This is a genomic window from Methylomagnum ishizawai, from assembly GCF_900155475.1.
Lineage (GTDB): Bacteria > Pseudomonadota > Gammaproteobacteria > Methylococcales > Methylococcaceae > Methylomagnum > Methylomagnum ishizawai_A.
Genome location: NZ_FXAM01000001.1, coordinates 1,895,643 through 1,920,412 on the forward strand (window position 1 = coordinate 1,895,643; position 24,770 = coordinate 1,920,412).

Sequence of the window (24,770 nt, forward strand, 5' to 3'; positions counted from 1 at the left end):
ATAACCCGGTATTTCTACGGGGGTAATCCAGGCCGGTGGATTTCCCCCTGATATTCCCCAGCTAAATTCCGGCCCTCTCGCCATGACTTACCCGTCCCAATTTCCCGCCAAAGCCATTGTGAATGTCGGCTTGGATGACATTGCAACCCCTGCCAGGTAGCGGATGATCCAAGGGGGGATTCTGTTGTCCATGCCTTGATGATTCCCCTGCGTTTTGATTCTGCCGCCGCGCCGTACCGATGCCGAAAATGGCTGCCAATGTCGATCAAGTTTTTGTTTTTAAAAAATTTTTGTGTTGATACCGGCGCTGTGACGTGGTTGAGCCGAATGACCGGGCCGGTCCCGCCGCAGTGGTTTGGAAAAGCTTTTTTCGGCGGCAACGGGTAGTTATACGAGGTTGACATCTATCTTGGGTTTATTAACCGATCCGTCACAAAATAAATAATTTGATACGAGACGGAAAAAGGTGAAAAATATCTCTAAAGAAGTTCTGTGCTTGGCCGTAACAAGGTCCAAGCCATTCCGGGTTTCCAATCCTCTACGCCCGCTGCCGGTACTGAATGCACTGTCCTGGGCATGGGTGTCTTGAGGGTGGAAATTGTTGGGTAGTTCACACCCGACATCCGTGTCGCGATGCACAATAGCTTTACGCTGGGATCCTTTTGCGTCCTGGCATCCCTTAGCTAAAACATCGATGACATATTCGGACCGGAGAAAGCCAGTGTTTACTTTCAAACTATCCCTGTGGAGCTTTGGTATGTCTGAACAGGCCATCGACGAAATGAAGCCCTATGGCGAGCCGGCCCTATTCGATGAGATCGCGGCCTTCGTGGAAGAAGTCGATGTGGAGGATGAGAGCGGCGCGGAAGGTTCCGGTTGGAGCGACTCCGATTTCGACGACGTGGGGCCGGACTACCAGTACGATGCCACCCGTCTTTATTTGAAGGAACTGGGCGCGTCCCAACTCCTGACCGCCGACGAGGAAAAATACTACGGGAACCTGGCCCTGCGGGGCGACCCGGCCGCCCGTAAGAAGATGATCGAGAGCAATCTGCGCTTGGTGGTGAAGATTTCCCGCCGCTATCTGAACCGGGGGCTGCCCTTGCTGGACCTGATCGAGGAAGGCAATCTGGGACTGATCCGGGCGGTGGAGAAGTTCGAGCCGGACCGGGGTTTCCGGTTCTCCACCTACGCCACTTGGTGGATCCGCCAGACCATCGAACGCGCCTTGATGAACCAGACCCGCACCATCCGCCTGCCGATCCATGTGGTGAAGGAGATGAACGTCTACCTCAAGGCCTACCGGCAATTGGCGAGCCGCTTGCACCACGATCCCAGCGCCGAGGATGTGGCGAAGCATCTGGATAAGCCGATCAAGACGGTGGAAAAGATGCTCAAGCTGAACGAGCGCGTCACCTCCATCGACGTGCCGGTGAAGAAGGATTCCGAGAAGTCGCTGGTGGAATGCCTGACCGAGGAGAACAAGCCTTCCCTGCCCGATATGCTGCAAAACGAGAACATCGCGTCCAGCATCGGCGAATGGCTGGACCAACTCACCGATAAGCAGCAGGAAGTGGTATCGCGGCGTTATGGCCTCAGGGGTTTCGAGGCTTCGACCCTGGAGGAGGTGGCGGCGGTGATGGGCGTGACCCGCGAGCGCGTGCGGCAAATCCAGATGGAAACCCTGCGCCGTCTCCGCGAAATCCTGGAGACCGCAGGTTATACCGCCGAGGTGATTTTTAGCTGATTCTTTTCCTTCCTGCTTGGGCCGGGTCAGGGACGATCCGGATTCTTCCGCACCCTTCGCTGCCGTCCTTTCCTCCCGCCTGATACTCTCCCCCGATTTTTTCTTCGAACACGGTATTCATCTCGCAAAAACCTCCCGCTACAACAACGCCCGTATCCCCGGATAAGCCTCGTACAAGCCCCGCCGGAACGCCTCGACCGCCCCTTCGTCCCGTCCTTCCCGCGCCAAATCCACCCGCACTTCGCCCACCACCCGCGCAGGGCCGGCCGCCAAGAACACTAAGCGATCCGCCAATTCCACCGCCTCGCGTAAATCATGGGTGACGAATAACACCGTATGCGGGCGCTCCCGCCACAGCGCGATCACCAGTTCCCGCACCCGCCGGGCGGTCGGCGGGTCCAGAGACACGAACGGCTCGTCCATCAGCAGCAAATCGGGATTGACCGCGAAGGCCCGCACCAGGGCGGCCCGGCGGCTCATGCCCAGCGACAGCCGTTCCGGGTAGACATCGCGGGCCTCCGTAAGGCCCACCACCTCGAATAGATGATCGACATGGGCCGGGTCCGTCCCGGCGGGCAGGGCCAGGGCGATGTTTTCCCGCACCGTGCGCCAGGGCAGCAGCCTCGGGTTTTGGAACACGTAGCCGATGCGCGGCACGGTTCCCGCCGCGCCGATGCGGATTTCTCCGCTGTAATCACGGTCCAGCCCGGCCAGGATATTGAGCAGGGTGGTTTTGCCGCAGCCGGAAGGCCCGACCAGACAGACGAATTCGCCCGAGGCCAACTCCAGCCGCAAATCCCGCAGCGTGGGGCCGGACGACTGGCCGCGATAGGTTTTGTCGCGGATCGCGATATGGACCTCGGTCATCGCCGCCACCTAGCGGCGTGGCGGTCCAAGGGTTTCAAGACCCAGAGTTCGATGCATTGCACCACCACCACGAAGGCGAGGGTATAGGCCAGGATGGCCGGGACGTTGAACATTTGGAAGAACAGGTGCAATTGATAGCCCATGCCGTTGCTGCGGCCCAGCAGTTCCACCACCAGGATGATTTTCCAGATCAGGGCCAGGCCGGTGCGCGAAGCGGCGATGACGAAGGGATAAAGCTGGGGCCAGATCACATGGCGCAGGGTTTTCAGCCGCCCGAAACGGTAGACCCCGGCCATTTCCAGCAGGTCGCGGTCGAGGTTGCGGGTGCCCTCGCGCACGGTGACGATGACATTGGGCAGCTTGTTGACGACCACGGCGGCGATGGCGGCGCTTTCCACCAGCCCGAACCAGACATAGCACAAAATGATGGTCACCAGGGCCGGGATGTTGAGGAACAACACCAGCCAGCTATCGAAGAAGCGGTCCAGCTTGGGATGGCGGCCCAGCAGGATGCCGAGGGCGGTCCCCAAGCCCATCGCCAGCACGAAGCTGGCCGCGAGTCGGGCCAGGGTGACGCCGAGGTGGTAGGGCAATTGGCCGGAGCGGATTTCGGCCAGCAGCACCGCCGCGACCGTGGAGGGTGTCGGCAAGGCCGGATGGGCGGCGGCCAGGGCGGCGAGCTGCCACAGTAGGCCGAAGGCGGCGATGGAGGCCAGGGGATGGGTCAGGATTTTGGGCATGGTCGGTGGATGCTATTCCGGGATGGGGTGGGACCGGGTTCGCCGCTCCGCCGGGAGGCGCTATTTTAAGGCCTTAGGGGATGCGGTGAATAACTGCGGGTCCTGTATCGGCGATCTTTGCTTTGCCGTTCATGGCCTGGATTCCGGCGAGGGTTACGCCCTGGATGAGGTGGTTCCGGTTTCCCGTTATTATGCGGAGTTCCAAGAGTTTTTTAATGATGTAATGGAGCGGTCCGAATGGTCCCTTTGTATTTTTTGCACATCCCGAAAACCGCGGGCACGAGTTTTTCGTCATTGATCAGCTCTTTTTATGAGCCTGAGGTGGTGTGTCCGGCGTATTTATTACCACAATTGTTCGGTTTGGATAAGGCCGATTTGATCGGATACCGTTTATTCAGAGGACACTTTTGGTATGGTGTCGAGCGGTATCTGGGTTTCGATGTGGATTATATGACCCTGCTCAGGCATCCTTTCGCGCGCACCCAATCTTGGTATAGGCATGTCCAGCATGATCCTAATGCCTACCGCCATCGGGAGGTGGTGGAGGCGGGGTGGAGTTTCGACGATTTTATCTCGGATACCGATACCCAGTGGGATTTTGTGAATGCTCAAACCCTTTATCTGGCGGTCGATTTGGATTGGGCCAGATTGGCGGCGGACCCGGTGGATTATGGCCGGGCCACCGTGCGCGGCTATGCCCGGCGCCGGGATGACAAGACGATCCTCGCCACGGCCAAGGACCGGCTTGCGCGTATGGCCTATGTGGGTATCGCCGAGCGGGCCGTCGATTCGGCGGCTTTGCTGTGTGCGCGGTTTGGTTGGGAGCGGGCCATGCTGCCATGGTTGAACGAGTCGCCCAATCGCCAACAGGATTCAAATCTGTCCCAGGAAACCCTCGCCAAGCTCCATGAGCTACTCCGGTTGGACCTGGAGCTTTACCAATTCGCCTGCGAACTCTTCCAGGAGCGGATGGAGCAATTTTCGCGTGCCGGAACCGTGGTTGGGGCGGATCAAGGCGTGGAACTGAAAAAGCCGTTGTATGGTACGCCCTTACCTGCGGAGCAACGGCGCTGTATACGTATCTGTGGGGTTTATACGACCGGGAATCCACGCCCTGGCGAAAGGTTTACGGTCGGGGTGGAAATTGTCAACGATTCGGGGTGCATGCTGGCGTCGTTTGGGCTTTATCCAGTGAATATCGCCTACCACTGGATTGCTGTGGATACCGGGGATATGGCTGTTTTCGATGGCGAGAGGACCCAGTTTAATAAGCCTTTGCCGACGGGATCGGTCGGGGAATATGCGGCGCATGTGCTGGCTCCCGCCGCCGAGGGGCGGTACCTGCTGCGTATAACCTTGGTGCAAGAAGCCGTGGCTTGGTTCGACGAGGACGATAGCGGGGTTTTCTGGGAGCGGGAATTCGTGGTGGGTCGTCGCTCCGATTGATGGCGGGGCGCGGAGGTTGCGCCCAGCATTCGGCGGGTCCGTGCGGTGGGGAGTCGCCGGGTTCCCTGGGACGGGGTGGACCCCATCCAGGCCCGGCGCACCGTGTTAGTATGGCCCGCGAATCAAGGAAGATTGCGCCGGGAACCGGGCTGTCCAAGCCCCGCCCGGCGTCCGGTCCCAAGGTCGCCATCCTTGCCGTGCGGCGCATGTTCCCCGAAGCCCGCCATGGTCCGAAGCGATCACGGACGCCCGCATCCGGCGGTTTTTTCCTGGCCGTCCGGGGCGAACACCAGGATGAACGACGATGGTAGAAACACGGACGCGGGTTTTGTTGGCGGACGACGATATCCACGCGCTGCGCAGGCTGGCGCTGCGCCTGACCGCTGCGGGGTTCGATCTGGAAACGGTGGACAGCGGCGTGGCGGCGCTGTCGCGGGTGTCGGTGTTCCGGCCCCATGTGGTGGTCGCCGACCTCGGCGGCGAAGCCATGGACAGCATGGGCCTGTTCGACGCCCTGCATTCGCAATATCCCACCTTGCCCGTCATCCTCATGACCGCCCATGGCACTATCGGCGACGCGGTCCACGCCACCCGGCGCGGGGTGTTCGGCTTCCTGGCCAAGCCGGTGGACAAGGAGGAACTGGTCGAACTGATCCAGGAAGCCACCCGCATCGGCTTGGTCGAGAGCGGCGGCGCGGACCCGGACCTCTGGCGCAAAGCCATCCTCACCCAAAGCCCGGCCATGGAAGAACTCCTGAGCCAGGCCCAGCGCATCGCCCAGAGCAAGGCCAGCGTGTTCATCGGCGGCGAGAGCGGCACCGGCAAGGAACTGCTCGCCCGCGCCATCCACGACGCCAGCACCCGCCGCGACGGTTCCTTCGTCGCGGTCAACTGTAGCGCCATCCCTGAAAACCTGCTCGAATCCGAATTGTTCGGCCACCGCAAGGGCGCGTTCACCGGCGCGACCCGCGACCACAAGGGCTTGTTCCGCGCCGCCGATGGCGGCACCTTGTTCTTGGACGAGATCGGTGACATGCCGCGCTCGTTCCAGGTCAAACTGCTGCGGGCCTTGCAGGAGATGAAGGTGCGCCCGGTCGGGGCCACCGAGGACGAAACGGTCGATGTCCGCATTATTTCCGCCACCCATGCCGATCTGGACAAGGCCATGGCGGAGGGGAATTTCCGCGAAGACCTGTATTACCGGCTGAATGTGGTGACCTTGCGCTTGCCCCGGCTGGCCCAGCGCCAGGAGGATATTCCGCTGTTGGCGGCGCATTTCATCCGGGAATTGGCCGAGACCTATGGCGACCGGGTCAAGGGGTTTTCGCCCGAGGCCATGGAGATGCTGGTGGGTTTCGATTGGCCGGGCAATGTGCGGCAGTTACGCAATCTGGTGGAACAATGCGTGGCCTTGTCCACCACGCCCTTGATTCCGCTGACCCTGGTGCAACGGGCGCTGCGGGACGAACCCGCCGCGTTCCTGCCCTTGCAGGAGGCGCGGGACCAGTTCGAGCGCAATTACCTGATCCGGCTGTTGCAGATGACCCATGGCAATGTCACCCAGGCCGCCAAGCTGGCCAAGCGCAACCGCACCGAGTTCTATCGGTTGTTGAACCGGCATGGGATGAATCCGGCTTTGTTCAAGACGCTTCCCGAAGGGCCGGAAGGGGAGGTTTCGGATGTGGTGGGGTAGGGGATTTATCGATAAGGGTGCGGCTTGGATGAGTGGCGTAGCCCGGATGAAGTGAAACGGAATCCGGGCTATGCGGGTTCAGGCCCAAAGGCAATCCCCCCCATCCGCCAAACCCATTACCCGCACCGTGGTGACGCGATAACTCAAATCGCACTCCCCGGAAACCGCCATCCCCACCCGCAGATAATTCGGCGTATACCCGTAAATCACCCCGCGCCCATCGTCCTCGCGGCGCACGCCTTCCCACAACACCGGAAACTCCCGCCCCACGTACTGCGCCAAGGTTTCCCGCCGCTGCCGCTCCGCCAGCGCATGCAAGGCCCGGCCTCGCGCCTGTTTCACCTCGCCATGCACCGGATTCGGCATCGAAGCCGCCGCCGTCCCCGTCCGTGGCGAGAAACCGAAGATATGGATGGCCCCGAAGCCGGTCCGCTCGACGAATTCCAGGGTTTCCGCCCATTCCGCCGCGCTCTCGCCGGGAAAGCCGACGATCAAATCGGTGGTGATGTTGATGTCCGGCACCGCCGCCCGCAAGCCCGCCACCAGTGCCGCGAAATCCCCGGTCCGGCAGCGCCGCGCCATCCGCTTCAGCACCGTGTCGGAGCCGCTCTGCAAGGGCAGGTGCAGATGCGGCATCAGCCGGGGATTCTGGAACAGCTCCACGAAGCCCGCCGGAATATCCCAAGGTTCCAGCGAACCCAGGCGCAGGCGCGGAATTGCCGTTTGCTCCAGCACCGCCGCGACCAATCCGGCGAGGTCCGTTCCGATCTCGCCGCCATAGCCGCCGAGATGCACCCCGGTCAGCACAGTTTCCTGTATGCCTTGCCGGTGCAGGGCGTCGATTTCCTCGACGATCTCGGCGATGGGGCGGCTGCGTTCCTCGCCGCGGGCCACGGTGACGATGCAATAGGTGCAACGGTGACGGCAGCCGTCCTGCACCTTGACGAAGGCGCGGTGCCGCCCCAGCCGGAACAAGGCGGTTTCTCCGGGTTCGGTGGCCAGCGCGGGCCGGGTGGGAAGGTCGAGCCGGTCGCGGGCGATTTCGACCAGCCGGTGCTTGTCGGCGTTGGCGATCACCAGATCGACACCGAGTCCTTCCGCCTCCTCGTGGTTCAGGGTGGCGTAGCAGCCGCTGAGGACCAGCTTGGCGGCGGGATTTTCCCGTGCGGTTTTGCGCAGGAGGTGGCGGGATTTACGCACGGCGTCCTGCGTGACCGCGCAGGAGTTGAACACCACCAGGTCGGCGGTCTCGGCCTCGTCCACCACGCGGTGGCCCTCGGCTTGGAATTGCCGGGCCCAGGTTTCGAGTTCGGCTTCGTTGAGGCGGCAGCCCAGGGTTTTGAAATGGATGCGCATGGCTGGGAAAGGGGGATCGGTTGGGGAACCGGGGATTATAACGGGCGGGGGCTTGAGGGCATGGCAAAAAAACGGCCCGCCATCGTGGCGGGCCGGGTGGGGATGGCCGCGGGATGGCCCGTTCCTAGCGTTTGCCCTGTGGGGTGAAGTTCTGGCCGTCGTCGATGGCCGCACGGTTGCGGGCGGTGGGGACTTGGACCGTCACCGTCCCCGAACAACCCGCTCCCCCATCCACGGTGGGCGGGGTGGCCGTGAAATACACGGTGTAGACCCGGCCATTGGCGGCTTTGCCCCGCTTGCGGTCGGCGCGGAGCAGGACGCTGTCCTGGGCGCTGCCGGCTTTGGCCGGGACGATCACGGCGGCGGGCCCGGTACCATGGGCGAGGCCCAGCGCCCGCAGCCAATACGGCGAGGATTTGGCCTTGATCGGCTCGTCGGCGGTGACGCCGGTGATGTCCACGGTGTAGCTGCCGGTGGGAACGAAGTGGGTCGGGGTGGTGATGCCGACGATGGCGATGGATTTCATGCCCTTGTTGGCCGGGAACAGGCGGGCGGGTTGGGCCGTCGCGGTGGAGCAATCCAACAAACCCAGGTTTTGGGTCACGCCCACGTTGGTGGTGGCGGTGGTGGAGAGCGGGTTGGGCGTGAAGGCGTCGGTCGCGGTCAGGCTGAAGCTCAGCTGGGTGCTGCTGCCGTCCACCACGGATGGGTTGGGCGCGGTGAAACTGAGGCTGGGACCATCGACCTTGTCCAGCACCACGGGCGTGCCGCCGGTTTGCTGCCAGAGGTAGCTGGCGATGCCGTCGCCGTCCGGGTCGGTGACGCTGGCGTTCAGGGTCACACTGTCGCCTGGGCTGGCCTGTAGGGTCTGCGGGATGATCGCCACCGTCGGTGGATTGTTGTCGGCGGTGAGCTTGACCGCGACCTGGCTGGCGGCGCTGTCGAGCTTGCCGTCATCGACCTTGAGCGAGAAGGTCAAGGTTTGGCCCGCCAGCGTCAAGGGCGCGGTGAAGGTGGGTTTTTGCGCCTTGGGGTCGGATAGGGTGATCCCGGCGGGGGCGGTCCAGGCGTAGCCGAGGCTGTCGCCGTCGGGGTCTTGGCTGTTACCGCCGTCGAGGGTGACGAGGCTGCCGGCCCGGACGGTCTGGCCGTCGCCGGCGTCGGCGACGGGCGCGTGGTTCTGCTTTTTCACCGTGATGTTGACGGTGGCGGGATCGGCGCTGTCGTTGCCATCGGGGTCGGTGACGGTGAGGCTGAAGCTCAATACGGTGTTGGCGGCGACGTCGGGCGCGGTGAAGGTGGTCCGTTGGGCGGCGGCGCTGTCGTTGGCGCTCAGGGCGACGGCGGGGGTGCCGATTTGTTGCCAGTGGTAGATCAGGTTGGCGGCCTGCCCTGGGGTGGGGTCGCTGCTGCCGCTGCCGTCCAAGGTGACGGTCGCGCCGGCGTCCACCGTTTGGTCCGCGCCGGCGTCGGCGCTGGGCCTACCGCTGGCGTTGTCGCGCACGGTCACGGCCACGCTGTCCGCCGAGCTGTTGACGCCGCCGCTGTCGGTGACCACCAGGTCGAAACCGAGGACCGTGTCGGCATCGACCAGGGGTGCGGTGAAGCGGGGGGTCGCCACGCTGTTGGAGGCCAGTCCGGTGGCGGGATCGAGCAGGGTCACGGTGGGACCGCTGGTTTGGGTCCATTTATAGGTGAGGGTGTGGCCGCCGAGGGCGTCGGTCGATTGCGTGCCCGACAGCGTGACCTCGGTATTTTCATCGACCGCGATATCGGCCCCGGCGTTGGCCGTGGGCGGGATGGGCACGATGCTGGTGATACGCACGGTGGCATAGGCGCGGACGCCGGGAATGGTGGGGTCGAGGGTGTCGGTCTTGGTGCCGCCGACCACGCTGTAGCAGGTGCCGCGGCCCTGGCCCTGGCTGCACACGCCGGATTCGCCCCCGGCCCAGATGGCGTAATCGCCCGCCGCCAGTTTCAGGGTCAGGGTTTCTGTCAGTCCGGCGTTGCCCTGGACATGGCCGGGGTTCTCGAAGCCGCCCGTGGTCGTGGTGCCGCAGTTCGGACCGCTGCAAGGCGTTTCGCTGACCGAGGCGATGTAGTGGATTTCGGCCCACTCGCCGTCGTCGTTGGCCATGCTCCAATCGCCGAAGGCGTCGAACTGGCCGTGGTAGGAGGCGTAGTAATCGCCCAGCGGCGTGTGGTTCAAGGTGTCGCGGTAGCCGTTATGGGCGGTATAGAGCGCGGCGTATTGGCCCGCGACCGCTGCCGTCCAGGCCGGGTTGGCCGGGGTGGTGTAGTCCGGCAGGGCCAGGAATTGGGCGATGTTGGGGTCGCCTGGCGCGGCGTCCTTGGGGCTGGCGATGGGCGGGTAGTTGACGTTGCTGTTGTCGGTGGGGTTCAGCGGGTCGCTGTTGGCCTCGTCGTCGTGGGCGCCTAGGGGCATGATGCCCTTGTAGACGCTGAGCGCCGGATTGAGCGTGGCCCCGTCCACGCTGTCGGCGCGGACTTCGATGGTGACGGTGGCAGGCCGGTCGAGGTGGAAATCGAACTCGTCGGCGTTGGTGGTGACGTAATGGCTATCTTCCAGGAAGGGCGTGGTGCCGCCTTCCCAGCCGTAGCGGGTGAAGTTGTTGGAACTCTGGCACAGGCTGGCGGCATCGGCGCAAGGGTCGGCGATGGTGTGGCCGTTGGCGGTGGTGACCGGCCTGGGTGCTTGGTTGAGGTCGTGGTTGGCGACATGGGCCTGGGCCACCGGGCCGCCGAGGGCGGCGGCGATGGCGAGGGCCAGGGGTTGCAGGTTTTTGTTCATGGTCCGGTGGCTCGTGTTTGGCTGGGCCTGGGCTTCACATGCACATGGCGGCCATGCTGGAGGTTTCCGCCGCCCAAGCGGTGCCGTCCGGGCAGGTGGGACCCTTGGCGGCGCAATTGGCCGGGGCTCCGGCCAGGGCGAGCGTGGCGGATTCGCCATTGGCTTGGGCGAGCAGGGCGCAGGGGACATTGCTGGCCTCGACGCTGCCGGTGTATTGCCAGGTGCCGCCGTCCACGGTGATGGGGATGCCGGTCAGTCGGGTGCCATCGGGGAAGCCGAGGGTGATCGCCTGGCCGGTGGGTCCGGTGCCGCTCACGGTGTACTGTTCCTTGGCGGCGTTCCATTGCGCCGCCGTGATGGCGAGCGATTGGGAAGCGCCGGCGGCCTGGGCCGTGAAGGTGAGGCTCAGCGGCTGGGATTGGGTGGGCTTGCCGTCGATCTTGGATTTGGCGGTGAAGCTCGCGGTGTAGCTACGGCCCGTTTGTTTGGCCTTGGGTTTCCACTTGAGGGTGGCGACCCATTGGCCGTCCTTTTTGCGGACCGGGCCGAGCGTGGCGCCCGGCGGCAGTCCTTTGGCTTTGAGGAGGGGCTTTTTGCCGGAGGTGTTGATCGGTAGGTCCAGCATCAGCCGTTGGCCGACGGTGGCGCTTTGCTGGGTGGCGACGCCGGGGGCGACCAGCGGGTCGCCCGCCGTGATGGTGAAGCTGCGGGCGGCGCTGGCGGTCCCGTCGCTGACCTGGAGGGTGAAGGTGTCGGTGCCTTGGTAGCCGCTGTCGGCGGTATAGGTCAGGCTGCATTTATCGGTATTGGATAAGGAGTCTAAGGGGTCGATGCTGGCCACGGTGATGAGTGGGCTACAGTAAGGGGTGATATCGGTCTTGCCGGATTGGGCGGTGACGTTGCTGAAGCCCAGGCTGCCATGGGCCGGGGCCGTGACGGGGGTCCAGGTGAGGGTTTGGCCGCTGTCGGTGTCGCTGACGTGCAGGTTGGCGGTGAGGTCCACCGTGGTACCGGACAGGACCGTGAACGCGGGGGTGCCGCTGACGAAGGCCGGTGGCGTGTTGACGGCGATGGGCGTGGCCGAGTTGCTGTAGGTCAGGGTGGCGCTGAGCGAAGGGGTGCGGCAGGCGTTGTTGGTGGCGTTGTCGTTGCAGGCCGCGCCGCCCGCCGCGATGGTGTAGTCGCCCGCCGGGAGGAGCTGGTTGCTCAGGGTCTCGAAACCGCCGTGGTTGTCGTTGCGGTGGGTGAGGTATTGGACCGCGCTCCACCAATCGCCGTCGGTGCGGCCTTGGCTCCAGCCATCCAGGGCGTTGAATTGGCCTTGGTAGAACTGGAAGTTGTTGCTGGCCGATTGCGGCGAAACCGTGTCGCGGAACGGCGAGACGATGCCTTGGACATCGGCGACCGCACCGGTGTCCTTGTCGTTCTGGGTGGGGGCGAACGCGGCGTCCAGGGGATTCAGCGGGTCGGATTCGGTGTCGTCGTGGCCGTAGTAGACCAGCAAGCCCCGATATAGGGTGAATGCCGGGTCCAGGCCGTCGTCGCCTTGGGTCCAGGTGATGTTGACATAGGCCGGTTGGTCCAGGTGGAAGTTGAAGAATTGCACCGCGTGGCTATCGCCCAGGCTGGGGTTGGTGCCGGCGATCCAGGAGAAGCGCTTCACGCCGTCCACCGTGACCGAGACCGTCCGGGGGGTGTCGGCGGTGGCTTCGGTGATTTGCCAAGTCCCGCCGCCTTCGACCTTTTCGTCGTGGGTCGTGTCCAGCGTGGGCAGGGCGGTGCGGCTATCGCCCGGCGTCCGGTCGGAGCGGTCTTTGATCTGGTAGCCCTTGTTCAAGTCGTAGTATTCGAGGTGCGCCGACGCCGTTCCCGTCCAGCCGCCCAGTCCCGCCAGGGCCAAGCCCGCGCCGATGATCTTGTTCGTTTTCATGGTTCGATTCCTCTGGTTACATGCATTGGGCGGGTACGCCGTTGTCTTCCGGGTGCCATTGCGCGGGGTCGGTACAGACCGGCGTGGCCACGCAGGCCGCGGGGGCCGAATCCACCGCGAGAGTGGCGGTTTGGTTGCCCGTCCGGGCCTGGACCGCGCAGGGGGCGTTGGCGGCTTCGACCTGGAGGCTGTGGCTCCATAGTCCTTGGCCGTCCACGCTGATCGGGACGTTGGTGAGCGCCGTGCCGTCGGGGCTGAAGCCCAGGCTGATGCTTTGGCCCTTCGGTCCCTTGCCGGTCACGGTCAGTTGGGAACTGTCCGCGTTCCACCGGGCTTGCTGGATGAGCAGGGTGGCGGCGGTGAAGGTGACGCCCAGGGTGGATTGCAGGGCGGTGCTTCCATTCTTGCCGATGGCGGTGAAGGTCGTGGTGTAGCTGTGGCCGGTGTGCTTGGCCTTGGGCTTCCATTTGAGGACGGCGGTCCATTGCTGGGTGTTGGGGGTTTTGCGGGTGGGTCCGAGGGTCGCGCCGGGCGGCAGGCGGCTGGCCTTGATCCGTACCTTGCTGCTGGGGGAACTCACCGTCAGCGGGAATTTCAGCCGCTTGCCGACCTCGGCGGTTTGTTGGGTCGGGATCGCGGTGGAGAAGACCGGGGTCGGGAGGTCGCCCAGCGACAGGGTGACTTGTTGCTTGGTGGTGCCACCGAGGTAGGTGTTGCTGGCGACGAAGGTGATGGTGGTGTTGGGGTAGCGGGCGGCGTCGCCCGCCGCGGCGGTCCAGGTATAGCGGCCCAGCCCCTTGAGCGCGTTGAAAGCCAGGCTGGCACCGGGCGGGGTGTTCGCGGGCAGGGCTTGCAGGCTGAAATCGTGGTACAGCCCCTGGGTGTCCCTGGGGTCGTAGACCTTGATATCGAGGGTCACGGTCTCGCCTTCCTTGACGGCGACGATGCCTTTGACGGAGGAGCCGTCGGCTGCGGTGATGACCACGGTGGGCGGGACCGGGTCGGGTTTGGTGGTGGCGGCGGTAACGCCGTCGATGAAGAGTCTGGGTTCGGCTCCACCGATGCCTAGCACCAGCGCGGCCACCAGGGATTTGCCGAGCGGCCTGGAAACCGGGAAGCGGAGGAGGGCCCGTGCTTGGAAAAAGGGTTTGCGCATGGTCGGAGGTTCCGGGGGGCTGGGTGGTGTTAAGTACATGAATAATCTAACAAAATCCACCGTCTTGCGAAATTCGCCAAATAGCGCATGTGCTGTGTTATTTGGCGCATATCCCTGGCCCGATCCAACCGGAGGGGTACTGCATAAGCGGCGGCCCGGGGACTGCCGGAAGTCCCGGAAGCGGGTGCCCCCGGATCGGAAAGGGTTCGCGGAAACAAAGTGTTGAGTCCGCCTATAAGTAAGGCGTCGGTAGCGCACGCCCCGGTAGCGGTGTATCTGGCATGTTAATTGTTTGTGCCTGTGGGCTTTTTCCGGCTGAATCCGGCTTGACGGTGCCGCCTGCCACGGCCGCCTAACGGTGGGACTGGGGAGATGGACGGCGGGTCGTGGATTCGGCGTGGGAGGAGGGGGAAAGACCGCGGCGCTCGACCTTAGCGGGGCGCTGAGCGCCACGGACATCGCCGTATCGTGCAATACACAAAACCCACACAACACAGCGACTAGGTAAGTTTATTATGAAAAACAACACGAAGCTTTTCCGCGCCGCGAAAATCGCGGGCGCCATGACCGCCTTGTTCCTGGCTTCCGGCCAGGTTTCCGCCCATGTCAGCTATGGCCACGCGCTGTACGACGATTCCGGTACCAACCCGGGCGGCAATGGCGGTACCGTCGCCGAGGAAACCGTCATGCATGTGGCCGCCAGTAACAAGGGCACCGCTTCCTGCCAAGGCGCGGGTTGCGCTAGCGCGGTGACCAGCATCACCGCCAGCGGCAACGCCGGCTGGCTGGGAGGCCACAACGCGACATTCTGGGGGAATAGCCACGACAACCGCTTCATGTGGTTCTATATCTCCAAGCCCACCGTTATCCAGTTCACCATCACCGGCAACGCCAACGCCGATTTCACCAGCACGATGCCGGGCAGCACCCTGGGCACTGTGCCTATCGACACCCTGAACCCGGCCTACAACCTGTTCTATGGCGCGGTGCCGCATCTTTCCCATGACGGTGCCTACGGTGCGTTCAACACCGGCTTCGCCCAATGGTCTTCCTGGGCCCAGGCGTCCCTGCCGGCCGGCCAGAAAACCTATATCACGGGTCCGAACAAGAAGTTCCGTTTCATCGGCACGGGAGCCGTCACGTCTGAAGGCAACGCGATCTATAACCGCCCCTATACGACCGATGCCGGTTCCTTGAACTTGCCCAGCCAAGCCATCGCGGCAGGCACCACCCAGCACATGGGCACCTACGGCGGCTTCAAGACGCCGGGTACCTGCCCGAGCGGCGCGGGCGGCTTCTGGATGGCCAACAGCGTCACCCAGGTGACCTACGGCGATGGTTCCTCGCTGACCGATCACAGTGCTTGCCTGGAGTTCGTGCGCGGCGCGGCCAATACCACCGGCAACACCTTGGATTCCGGCAGGATCAAGCTGACCAAGCCGGGCGTTTATACCCTGATCGTAGGCGGTGCCAACAAGGTTGACTATACCCAGCTGTTGGCCGACGCCAAGCTGACCGGCATGGGGCCGGAAGGTTGCGCGACCGACGCCAGCGGCAATTGCCTCAACGGCAGCGCCGCCACCGCCACCGATTGGGACCGCTACAAGAATGTGGACCGCAGGGCGCGTAGTTTCACCATCCAGTTCAGCGGCACCCCCAAGTAAGTCTGGTTCGGGGCGGGTCCGCACCGCCCGGCCAGTGCTAGACATCATCGCCGCGGCGTCCGCGCCGCGGCGATTGCTGATCATCGACAGGGAGCGCCCGTCATGAAACAACCCCTATTCCCACGCGCCCGGCTTGCCGCCTGGGGTGCCGTCCTCTGCTGCCTGGGCGGGACCGCCTCGGCCCATGTCGCCAACAACGATATCACCACCACCGGCAAGGCGGACAACGGCAATTTCCACCGTTATGGCTGGATCGATGGCACCAACGCCACCTTGGGTGATAGCCACCATATCGCCGAGGGCAATTTCTTCACCTTCCATTTGAACGTGCCTTCGTTCGTGGATATCGGTTTCGCCGAGATTTCCGGGAACGGCGGCACGGTGACCACCAGTGGTGGTCTGGACCCGGCATTTTCCCTGTATTCGGGCTTGCTGCCGCTGTTGGCGCATGACGACACGCCCTACGATCCCATGTTCGGCAACACGGTCGATCTGGCACCGGCGGGCCATATCTATCTACCGCATGACGGCTATCGGGATACGGTCAATTTCTCGGCCACGGGCGGGAAGCCCTATACCGGCCAGTTCGACGCGCTGGGCGATTGGAGCATGGCCAACGAGGATGCCATACCGGGCGACCCTGGCAGCCTCGATGGCAATTGGGCCAAGATCAAATACCTGACCCACGTCAACGCCAACGTCACCACGCTCGGAGCCAATCTGATGCCGAGCGGGGCGGTGAACGACGCTCCCGAATTCCTAACCCATTACCCCTTGCCCGCGGGCGACTACACCATCGCCGCCGGCGGGGCCGCCTGCGACAACCCAAGCATCGCGGCCTGCACCAATCCCAACTTGTGGGGCCGGGTCACGTTCAGCGCCACTGCCAATATCACGCCCAGTTTCACCGGCGGCAAGACCGCCTTGACGATACCGGTCAATATCGCCGGGGCCAACCTCAAGCCCAACTTGCGGGCCAGCGACACCGACACCGGCCAGACCGAAACCTGGACCCAGGCTACCGCCCCGGCCCATGGCAAGTTGAGCTTTTCCGGGGCCACGGCGGCTTCGGGCAGCGCCAATATCACCTCCGGCGGCACGATCACCTATAAGCCCACGGCCAATTATTCCGGCGCGGATAGCTTCGCCGTGCGGGTGGGCGACGGCCTGTCCAGTTCAGTGCGTACCTTCAGTGTCACCGTCAAGCCCAATACCGCGCCTAGCTATACCGGCAAGGTCACGGCTTTGAATCTGGTGCAGAACTACGGCTCCAACCTAAAAGCCCTGTTGACGGTCAGCGATATCGATGCCGGCCAGACCGAAACCTGGAGCCAGAACACGGCACCCCAGCACGGCAGCTTGACCTTCACCAACGCCAAAGCCGATTCCGGCTCCACCGCGATCAATCTGGTGGGATCGGTGGTTTACCAACCCGCCGCCAATTACACCGGCGCGGATAGTTTCGCCATCCGGGTCGGCGACGGCATGGCGACCACGGTGCGGAATTTCACCGTGACGGTGGGGGCGAACACCGCGCCCAGCTTCACCGGCACCACTACCGCGCTGACCCTGGCCCAGAACGTGGCTTCCAACCTGCGGCCTTATCTCACGGTCGGCGATACCGACAACGCCCAGATCGAAACCTGGAGCCAGCAGACCGCCCCGGCCCATGGCAAGCTGACCTTCAGTAATGCCACGGCTTGGTCCGGTTCCACCAACATCACCTCCGGCGGCACCATCGCGTATACCCCGACCACGGGTTATAGCGGTCCCGATAGTTTCGCGGTCAGGGTGAGCGATGGCATTGCCACCGCCGTCCGTACCCTCACTGTGACGGTGCAGCCTAATACCGCGCCCAGCTTCGTGGGCACCACCACCGCCCTCAAGATCGTCCAGAACAGCGCGGCGGTAAATATCAAACCGGTCCTGAACGTCAGCGACACTAACCACGGCCAGACCCTGACCTGGAAACAGGCGGTCGCGCCCGCCCATGGCGGCTTGGTGTTCACCAGCGCCACGGCCACCAGTGGCGGTACCAATATCGGTCCTGGCGGCACCATCACCTATAAGCCCACGGCGGGGTATAGCGGTGCGGATAGCTTCACCGTGCAGGTCAGCGACGGCGTCGCCAGCGCCAACCGTCTGTTCACCGTGACCGTCGGCCCGAACGTGGTCCCGAGCTTCGCGACCCCGACCAACACCCTGAACGTGGCCAAGAACGGCGCGGCGGTGAATCTGAAGCCGAGACTATCGATCAGCGATATCGACCTGGGCCAGACTGAAACCTGGAGCGTCGCCACCGCGCCCGCTAACGGAACCCTGGTCGTCACCGGGGGCACGGCGGCTTCCGGTTCCACCGGCATCACGCCGGGCGGCACCTTCACCTACCAGCCCAAGGCCAACTGGACCGGCTCGGAAACCTTCAAGATCAAAGTCACCGATAGCCTCGGGGGCACCGCGACCAGCAGTTTCACCATGAACGTGAAATAAGCCGGGACGGGGTCGGCAGCCAGTACCGGCCCTGGCGGACGGCTTCCCCTAAGCGATTCGATTTTCCTGTATCCCCCAGGTCCGGCGCGAACAGCGGGCCTGGGGGTTTTTTATGATTTTCCCGCGAGTCCCGCATGAACAAGCCCTCCACCCCCGGCGGCACCTGGCCGCTCTACCTGACCGTCACCCTCAGCGGGGCGGCGGTGATGATCCTGGAATTGCTCGGTACCCGCATCATTGGGCCGTTCTACGGGGTTAGCCTGTATGTCTGGTCCGCGCTGATCGCCGTGACCCTGATCGCCCTGGCCCTGGGTTATTACCTGGGTGGACACATCGCCGACCGCCATCCGGGGTTCCGCTTGGAGCATGTGTTGCTGGCGGGGGCGCTGGCCACGGTGGCGATCCCCTACGCCGACGGCCCGGTGCTGGCCTTCACCGATCCCTTGGGCATCCGGGTCGGGGCGTTCGCCAGCGCCTTGTTATTGTTCACGCCGTCCCTGACCTTGCTGGCGATGGTCGGGCCTTACGCCATCAAGCGGGCCACCCGCGACCTGGACCGTGTCGGCGCGGCGGTGGGTTCGGTGTATGCCGTCAGCACCTTGGGCAGCGTGGCGGGAACCTTGTTGCTGGGGTTCTACCTGCTACCGCGTTTCGGCACCCGCGCCATCCTGTTCAGCCTGGGCGTGGCCTTGGTGGCCTGGGCCTTGCTGTTGGCCTGGACCGGACGGCGCGAGCGGGCGGTCGCCGGGGCGTCCGGGTGGGTGTGGCTGGTCGGGTTGGCGGTGGGTTTATTGTCGGTGGCGGGTTACGCCCAACCCTTGCGGCAGACGCCCGGTTTTGGCCTGTTGCACGAGGCCGAGAGCATCTACGGTTGGGTGCGGGTGGTGGAGGACGAGAACAACGGCTATCGCCTGTTGCTGTCGGATTCCTCGGTGCTGAGCGCGGTGGAGACCAAGACGGGCCGGAGCCTTTTGAATTACCAGACCTTTTTCCGCTGGATTCCCTTGTTCCGGCCCGAGGCCCGTCACGCGCTGTTGATCGGACTGGGCGGCGGCCATGTCGCCCGCGATTTGAACGCGGCGGGCATCACCACCGACACCATCGAGATCGACCCGGAAGTCGCCCAGGCGGCGCGGGATTATTTCGGATTCCAGCCGGTGGGGAAGTTCATCGTCGGCGACGCCCGTTTCGAGATCAAGCGGCTGGGCGATCAGCGCTATGATTTCATCATGCACGATTGCTTCACCGGCGGTTCCGAGCCCACCCATCTGCTGAGCCGGGAAATGCTGGGCGAGCTGCGCGGGCTATTGGGCGAAGGCGGCGTGCTGGCGGTGAACTATGTCGGCTTCCGCAGCGGCGAGGGTTCGGAGGCGGTGGCTTCGGTTTATCGCACGCTCAAGACCTTGTTCCCGCAGATACGGGTTTTCACCACCGAGAAAGAGGATTTCACCGATTTCATCTTCCTGGCTTCCGACCGCCCGTTGGAGGTCGATACCCACAGCCAGGACCGGCGCATCCAGATATTGTTGGAACATGAATACCGCGTGCCGGAAACCCCCCCCGGCATCGTCATCACCGACGATTACAACCCGATGGAAAGCTTGCAGGTGCGCAAGGCCGAGACCTACCGTAAGGTCTTCATGGAGCGGATCGCCTACGATTTGTTGCTGCGTTGAGAGGTTTGCACGGTCGGATCGGGTGGAATCCCGATCAAGTCTCACCTTGGCCGGGGGCGCTTGCCTATAGTGGAGGATCAGTTTGGGCCGGTACCCATGTTGGGGCGGCCCCCTCATCCACGGAGCCACCCCATGCCGATCAGACCCCATGCCCTCCTCGGTTGCGCCTTGTCCCTGGCGCTCGCGTCCGCCGCCACCGCCGCCCCGCTGTTCAGTCCGTACAAGGACATCGCCATCTCCATGAACTGGAACAACAACGTCATGTCCAGCAACGTGAGCGGCGTGTTCCAGCCGCTGTTGAGCGTCTTGCCGCCACGGGTGCCCGCCGTCACCTGGGCTTTCGCCACCGGGGAATGCGGCGCGGAAACCTGGGCGGGACTCGACCCCGACGCCCTCGCCCAGGCCAATGTGCCCTTGTTCGTCAAGCGCAAAGTGGGCTATATCATTTCCACCGGCGGCGCGGCGGGCAAGTTCACCTGTTCCAGCGCCGCCGGGATGCGGGCTTTCATCGACCGTTACGCCTCGCCCCGCTTGCTGGGCCTGGATTTCGATATCGAAGCCGGCCAGAGCGCCGCCGAGATCAACAGCCTGGTGGACCAACTCGCCGCCGTGCAGGCCGATTATCCGGGATTGCGCTATAGCTTCACCCTCGCCACCCTGGGTTCGTCCACCGGCCAGGTGTCGAGCCTGCCCTATGGCGATTTGAACATCACCGGCTATACCGTGATCCAGGCCATCCAACGCGCCGGACTCGCCAATTACACCCTCAACCTGATGGTCATGGATTACGGCGGTCCGTCGCCCTGGGTCTGCGTGGTCGCCAAGGGGCATTGCGACATGGGACGGACGGCCATCCAGGCCGCCCAGAACCTGAACGCCAAGTTCGGCATCCCCTACGCCCAGATCGAATTGACGCCGATGATCGGCAGGAACGACGTGGTGGACGAGGTGTTCTCGCTCAAGGATGCCAACACCATGATCGGCTGGGCCAAGGCCAACGGTTTGGCCGGGGTGCATTTCTGGTCGTTCGACCGCGATACGCCGTGTGCCTTGCCCTATGCCTCGGCGACTTGCAGTTCCGTGGCGGATGTGCCCGCCTTGGCCTACACCAAGCGCTTCCGCAACCAAGTCGCGGCCCCGTGAGGGCGGATGTCCGGGGCGCGGGCGGATCGCTCCGCCCGGTTCCGGCGTCACCACACCGCTTCCAACCGCTCCAAGCCCCGGATGGTCAACGAAGATTTCCAGCGGGGCCGGTCGCCGTCCGGTAATTCCAGCCCCGGCAAACGCCGGAACAACACCGCGAGCGCGGTTTCCAGTTCGATCCGGGCCAGCCGTGCTCCCAGGCAATAATGCACCCCGCCGCCGAAGGACAGGGGATTCGCCGCGCCTGGACGGTCGATACGGAAGGCGTCGGGCTCGGGGAAAGCCGCCGGGTCGCGGTTGGCCGCACCCAGGCCGACGTAGAGGGTTTCGCCCCGCCGCACGCCGACGCCGCCCAGCGCCACGTCTTCCAGTGCGGCGCGGGCGGCGATCTGCACGGCGGGTTCGTAGCGCAAGGCTTCGTTGACGGCTTGCGGAAGTAGGTCGGGCCGGGATTGGAGCCGGGCGAGTTGGTCCGGGTGGCGGTGGAGGGACAACAGCGTGTTGCCCAGCATATTGGCCGTGGTTTCATGCCCGGCCACGAACAGCAGCGTGATATTGGCGACGATCTCGTCCTCGCTCAAACGTTGGTCGCCGTCTTCGGCCCGCAGCAGCAGCGAGATCAAATCGTCCCCCGGCGCTTGGCGCCGCGCCCGGCAGACCGCGCGGAAATAGCCATCGAACATCCGGGCCGCGTGGTTGGCGGCGTCGATGTCGGCGCGGGCCAGCCGGGACATCTCGAACACGCGGGCCAGGGCTTGGGTTTCGCGTTGGAATTCCAGGTTGTCCTCCAGGCGCAAACCCAGCATGGCGCAAATCACCCGCACCGGCAGCGGATAGGCCAAGGCCGCCATCAGATCGGCCCGGCCCTGGCCGATAAAACCCTCCACCAGGGTTTCCGCCACGTCCAGGGCCAAGCGCCGCAATTCCGCCGCCTGCTTCACCCCGAATGCCTTGCCGACCAAGGCCCGCAACCGGAGATGCTCGGGCGGGTTCATCACCAGCATGAAGCGGTTGACCACCTGGAACACCGGCTCCTCCACTGCGTCCGGGCCGTAGCGCCGCGCCACGGTGGACAAATAATCCTTGGCGAAACGTGGGTCGCGCAGGATGCGGTCGGCCTCGGCGTGGCGGGTCACCAGCCAGGCACCGGGTTGCAAGGGGAACAGGGGCGCGGTTTCGCGCAGGTGCCGGAAGGTGGGATAGGGATCGGCGAGGAATTCCGGGCTGTGCAAATCGATGGATGACATGGCGGGCCGCTCCGGGTGGGCAGGATGGAAGCGGCGGACTATACCCCAACCGCGCCGGTTACGAGACCCCGGCCAAAGCGGCTTGCGCGGCCACGATGCCCCGGTATTGGGCTTCCTCGAACAGCGAAAACCCCGAAAGATCGGAATGGGCCGGATGGATGCGCCCGGAGCCTTCCGCCACGAGTTCCCGCCCGCCGTCCCACAGGAAGCCCGGACGCGGTCGCGCCATGGCGTGGCCCCAGCGGAATAGATCGACCCGCTCGGTCAACTCGCGGATGTCGGGATGGGGCCGGGCCAAGTCGGCCAGGATGGCTGCGGTCCAGTCGTAGCCGCTGCGGTTCGATAGCAGCTTGCGGCCTTGCGCCGGGGCCAGTTCGCTGAATGGCCGGTAATAGGTCAGCACCGTGCCGCGTTCCCGGCTGCGCCAATGCTGGTGGGTGGCGACCACATAGCCCAGCGAAGGGCTTTGGTACAACACATTGTCCCAGGCCAGGGGCGCGCCATGCCGGGATTCCGGGACATCGTGCAGGCTCAGGTTCGCCACCAGCCAGGGCGCGTAATCGAAACCGGCCAAGGCCCGCCGCGAGGCTTCCGGCCAGTCCGGGCAGACATGGGGCAATAGGAAGCTGGGCGCGGCCCAGACGACGTGGGCGGCTTGCCAGCGGGTCGCGGTTTGGCTGGCTGGATTCCAGGCGTCGACCGTCACGCCGCTATCGGTTTCCTTCATGCGGAATGCCATCTGTCCACGCTCGATCCAGGGGTCCAGCCGTTCCAGCAGGCGGCGGACGATCCAGCCATTGCCCTCGGGCCAGGTCAGTACCGCGCCGTCCCGTGCCGCCTCGGCGCTGCCGGTGCGGCTGGCGAAATAATGGAGGCCGGCCCAGGCCGAAGTGTCGGCGGCGCTGCAACCGAAATCGTCGCGGCAGGCATAGTCCACATACCAATGCAGATAGGGCGAATCGTAGCCTTGCGCCAGCAGCCAATCCCGCATCGAACCCTGGTCCAGCGCCAGGAAGCGCGGGTCGCGGGAGCTTTGCGCCATAGGCAGGGTGAAAGCGCGGCGGCCATCCTTGCCCACGGTATCGCGGTAGCCGCGCATGGCTTCGGCGAAGCGCTGGTATTGGTCGAGATCGCGGCGGGCCACGCCGCGCTTGGGTAACAAGCCCTCCTGCCAAGCGCCGTGCAGGAACAGCCGTTCCTGGGGCGCGAAGCAAAGGTGGCGTTCGTCGTAGCGTGGTTCCGGCGCGGCGGGGTCGCCCAGCAGCACGCCCAAGTCGGCCAGCAGCCGCCGCACCCAGGGCAATTCCACGCCGGGCAACGGCAGATAATGCGCCCCCCAGGGATAGGCCGAGATGGGATTCTCGCCCCAGCGGGCATTGCCGCCGGGTTGTTGTTCCAGTTCCAGCAGGCGGAACGACTCGAAGCCGTTGCGCTTCAGCCACCAGGCAGCGCAGAGTCCGGCAATGCCGCCGCCGACGATGAGCAGGGGGATGGCGCGGTGTTCGGTGGGGGAGGGCCAGTCCTTGCCGCGCAGTTGGTGGCCGGTCAGGAAAGAGGGGCCGAGCAGTTCGCCAGCGGGGCGGGGATCGGGGCCGGGGGTGGCGGGCATCAGGCTTCCGCCCAGGCCGGATAGTAGGGAAAGACAGAAGTGGCGGCGGTGCATGGGTTGGGTGGCTATGGTGTGCGATGGGCCTTGTAGTGGGATGCGGCGTGTTCGGTATGCATTTCTACGCGGTTCGCGGTGGCGAGGGAGGGTCCAGCCCAGCGCCGATAACCCGCGCTATGGTTCTTCACCCAAATCGCCGTCCAGAGGTATCCACAAGGCAGGGCCAATCCCACATCCAAACTCCGTAGCTTGGGATAGGGCGTGGCGGCGTGGCGGTGGTGGTCGGCGTGGCGGTTCAGCCCCAGGAAGATGAACAGGCTCACGGCGGAATCGCAGGTCCAGGCCGTCGCCCCGGCCCGGCCCGAATCCTGGGTCAGGCCGAGATGCTGGAAATAATTCACCGCCTCCAATAGCTTCACCGCCACCACGGCCTGATACACCAGCATCGCCAGGGCCAGCGGCCCGAACGCCCAGCCAAACGCCAGCGCCAGCCCGGTTTCCGCCGCCAATCCCGCCGATACCGCGCCGGGTTCGGCCCGCCAAGCGATCCGCCATTGCGCCGCCACCGAACGTCGGAGGAAACCGCCGTAATCCTCGCCCACGCGGGCGGTGGAGGGGTCTCCGGCCCCGCCTAGTTTGGCATGATGGCCCCGGCGGTGGGCGATATAAAAATGGTCGTAGCCCACCGTGATTAACAGCGCGCGCCCCAGGAGCTGTTGCAGCCGTCCGCGCCGGTGGATCAATTCATGGGCGGGCGCGATGGCGGCGCAGCAGGAATTGGTGCCGACCAAAATCCGCAGGGCCAGAAGGTTGGCGCATCCCGTGCCCCAATCCGCCGCCGTGGCCCAGGGCAGCCGCGCCACCATCCAGCCCATCCCCAGGATATTCAGGATTTGCAGCAATACTAAGGCATACAGCAGCCCGTCGAAGAACCAGCCCGGCGCTGTTGTTGGAACCATCCGCCGTTCCGCCGGTCCCCAATGGTCGGCGGCGATCAACAGCCAGACCGGCAGGGTCCATAACAGGGCGGACGCCGCGCCATGCGGGCCGGTCAGCAAGAAGGCGAGGGTACAGGCGGGAAGGAACAGGCACAGCCCGAATCCCAGCCACCATAGGGATAAGGCTTGGCGGGCCGCATCGGTAATTCCTTCCGCAAAGGGTTGGGCTGGAATGGGCATGAGGATTTGGAATAATAAT

At 64.4% G+C, this 24,770-nt stretch carries 16 protein-coding genes; 7 read left to right on the forward strand and 9 right to left on the reverse strand.

Translation table 11 applies throughout. The features are described 5' to 3' along the window. Positions 1 to 757: 757 nt before the first annotated feature. Positions 758 to 1,747, forward strand: a complete 990-nt coding sequence (rpoS, locus tag B9N93_RS08540; RefSeq protein WP_085212711.1) for an RNA polymerase sigma factor RpoS — start codon at positions 758 to 760, stop codon at positions 1,745 to 1,747. 138 nt (positions 1,748 to 1,885) lie between these two features. On the opposite strand, the gene B9N93_RS08545 is transcribed toward rpoS, so the two are convergent. Then, positions 1,886 to 2,614, reverse strand: coding sequence for an ABC transporter ATP-binding protein (locus B9N93_RS08545; RefSeq protein ID WP_176225196.1), 729 nt, complete (start codon positions 2,612 to 2,614; stop codon positions 1,886 to 1,888). Beyond that, complete coding sequence (locus tag B9N93_RS08550) at positions 2,611 to 3,354, reverse strand: ABC transporter permease (protein ID WP_085212716.1); 744 nt, start codon at positions 3,352 to 3,354, stop codon at positions 2,611 to 2,613. Before B9N93_RS08550 ends, B9N93_RS08545 begins: the two co-directional genes overlap by 4 nt. A 375-nt stretch (positions 3,355 to 3,729) precedes the next feature. On the opposite strand from B9N93_RS08550, the gene B9N93_RS08555 reads away from it, so the two are divergent. Both B9N93_RS08555 and B9N93_RS08560 read left to right on the forward strand, forming a co-directional pair. Further along, positions 3,730 to 4,800, forward strand: a complete 1,071-nt coding sequence (locus B9N93_RS08555) for a hypothetical protein (protein WP_368655808.1) — start codon at positions 3,730 to 3,732, stop codon at positions 4,798 to 4,800. Between the two features lie 304 nt (positions 4,801 to 5,104). Then, positions 5,105 to 6,493 (forward strand): sigma 54-interacting transcriptional regulator, encoded by a 1,389-nt coding sequence (locus tag B9N93_RS08560; RefSeq protein ID WP_085212720.1) that lies wholly within the window; start codon positions 5,105 to 5,107, stop codon positions 6,491 to 6,493. Positions 6,494 to 6,571: 78 nt separating this feature from the next. On the opposite strand, the gene mtaB is transcribed toward B9N93_RS08560, so the two are convergent. The 4 genes from mtaB to B9N93_RS08580 all read right to left on the reverse strand — a co-directional run bounded on the left by mtaB (position 6,572) and on the right by B9N93_RS08580 (position 13,747). Next, positions 6,572 to 7,849, reverse strand: a complete 1,278-nt coding sequence (gene mtaB / locus B9N93_RS08565; protein WP_085212721.1) for a tRNA (N(6)-L-threonylcarbamoyladenosine(37)-C(2))-methylthiotransferase MtaB — start codon at positions 7,847 to 7,849, stop codon at positions 6,572 to 6,574. Between the two features lie 124 nt (positions 7,850 to 7,973). Beyond that, positions 7,974 to 10,661: a PKD domain-containing protein gene (locus B9N93_RS08570; RefSeq protein ID WP_085212723.1), complete on the reverse strand. Its 2,688-nt coding sequence runs from the start codon at positions 10,659 to 10,661 to the stop codon at positions 7,974 to 7,976. Between the two features lie 34 nt (positions 10,662 to 10,695). Further along, the gene (locus B9N93_RS08575; protein ID WP_085212724.1) at positions 10,696 to 12,591 is read right to left on the reverse strand and encodes an Ig-like domain-containing protein; all 1,896 of its coding nucleotides are present in this window, start codon (positions 12,589 to 12,591) and stop codon (positions 10,696 to 10,698) included. A gap of 16 nt (positions 12,592 to 12,607) precedes the next feature. Then, on the reverse strand, positions 12,608 to 13,747 hold the full coding sequence (locus B9N93_RS08580; RefSeq protein ID WP_085212726.1) for a hypothetical protein: 1,140 nt from the start codon (positions 13,745 to 13,747) through the stop codon (positions 12,608 to 12,610). 515 nt (positions 13,748 to 14,262) lie between these two features. Here B9N93_RS08580 and B9N93_RS08585 point away from each other — a divergent pair. The 4 genes from B9N93_RS08585 to B9N93_RS08600 all read left to right on the forward strand — a co-directional run bounded on the left by B9N93_RS08585 (position 14,263) and on the right by B9N93_RS08600 (position 20,720). After that, on the forward strand, positions 14,263 to 15,411 hold the full coding sequence (locus B9N93_RS08585; RefSeq protein WP_085212727.1) for a hypothetical protein: 1,149 nt from the start codon (positions 14,263 to 14,265) through the stop codon (positions 15,409 to 15,411). 102 nt (positions 15,412 to 15,513) lie between these two features. Continuing rightward, positions 15,514 to 17,901 (forward strand): Ig-like domain-containing protein, encoded by a 2,388-nt coding sequence (locus tag B9N93_RS08590; protein ID WP_085212729.1) that lies wholly within the window; start codon positions 15,514 to 15,516, stop codon positions 17,899 to 17,901. 134 nt (positions 17,902 to 18,035) lie between these two features. After that, complete coding sequence (locus B9N93_RS08595) at positions 18,036 to 19,577, forward strand: fused MFS/spermidine synthase (protein ID WP_085212730.1); 1,542 nt, start codon at positions 18,036 to 18,038, stop codon at positions 19,575 to 19,577. A gap of 132 nt (positions 19,578 to 19,709) precedes the next feature. Continuing rightward, complete coding sequence (locus B9N93_RS08600; protein WP_085212731.1) at positions 19,710 to 20,720, forward strand: glycoside hydrolase family 18 protein; 1,011 nt, start codon at positions 19,710 to 19,712, stop codon at positions 20,718 to 20,720. A 47-nt stretch (positions 20,721 to 20,767) separates the two neighbouring features. Here the strand turns inward: B9N93_RS08600 and B9N93_RS08605 are convergent, their stop codons facing one another. The 3 genes from B9N93_RS08605 to B9N93_RS08615 form a co-directional block, all read right to left on the reverse strand. Then, positions 20,768 to 21,967, reverse strand: a complete 1,200-nt coding sequence (locus B9N93_RS08605) for a cytochrome P450 (RefSeq protein WP_085212733.1) — start codon at positions 21,965 to 21,967, stop codon at positions 20,768 to 20,770. A 58-nt stretch (positions 21,968 to 22,025) separates the two neighbouring features. After that, positions 22,026 to 23,576 carry an NAD(P)-binding protein gene (locus B9N93_RS08610; RefSeq protein WP_217807284.1) on the reverse strand — a complete coding sequence of 517 codons (1,551 nt, stop codon included), beginning with the start codon at positions 23,574 to 23,576 and terminating at the stop codon, positions 22,026 to 22,028. Positions 23,577 to 23,641: 65 nt separating this feature from the next. Next, on the reverse strand, positions 23,642 to 24,751 hold the full coding sequence (locus tag B9N93_RS08615) for a fatty acid desaturase (protein WP_085212737.1): 1,110 nt from the start codon (positions 24,749 to 24,751) through the stop codon (positions 23,642 to 23,644). Positions 24,752 to 24,770 lie beyond the last annotated feature (19 nt).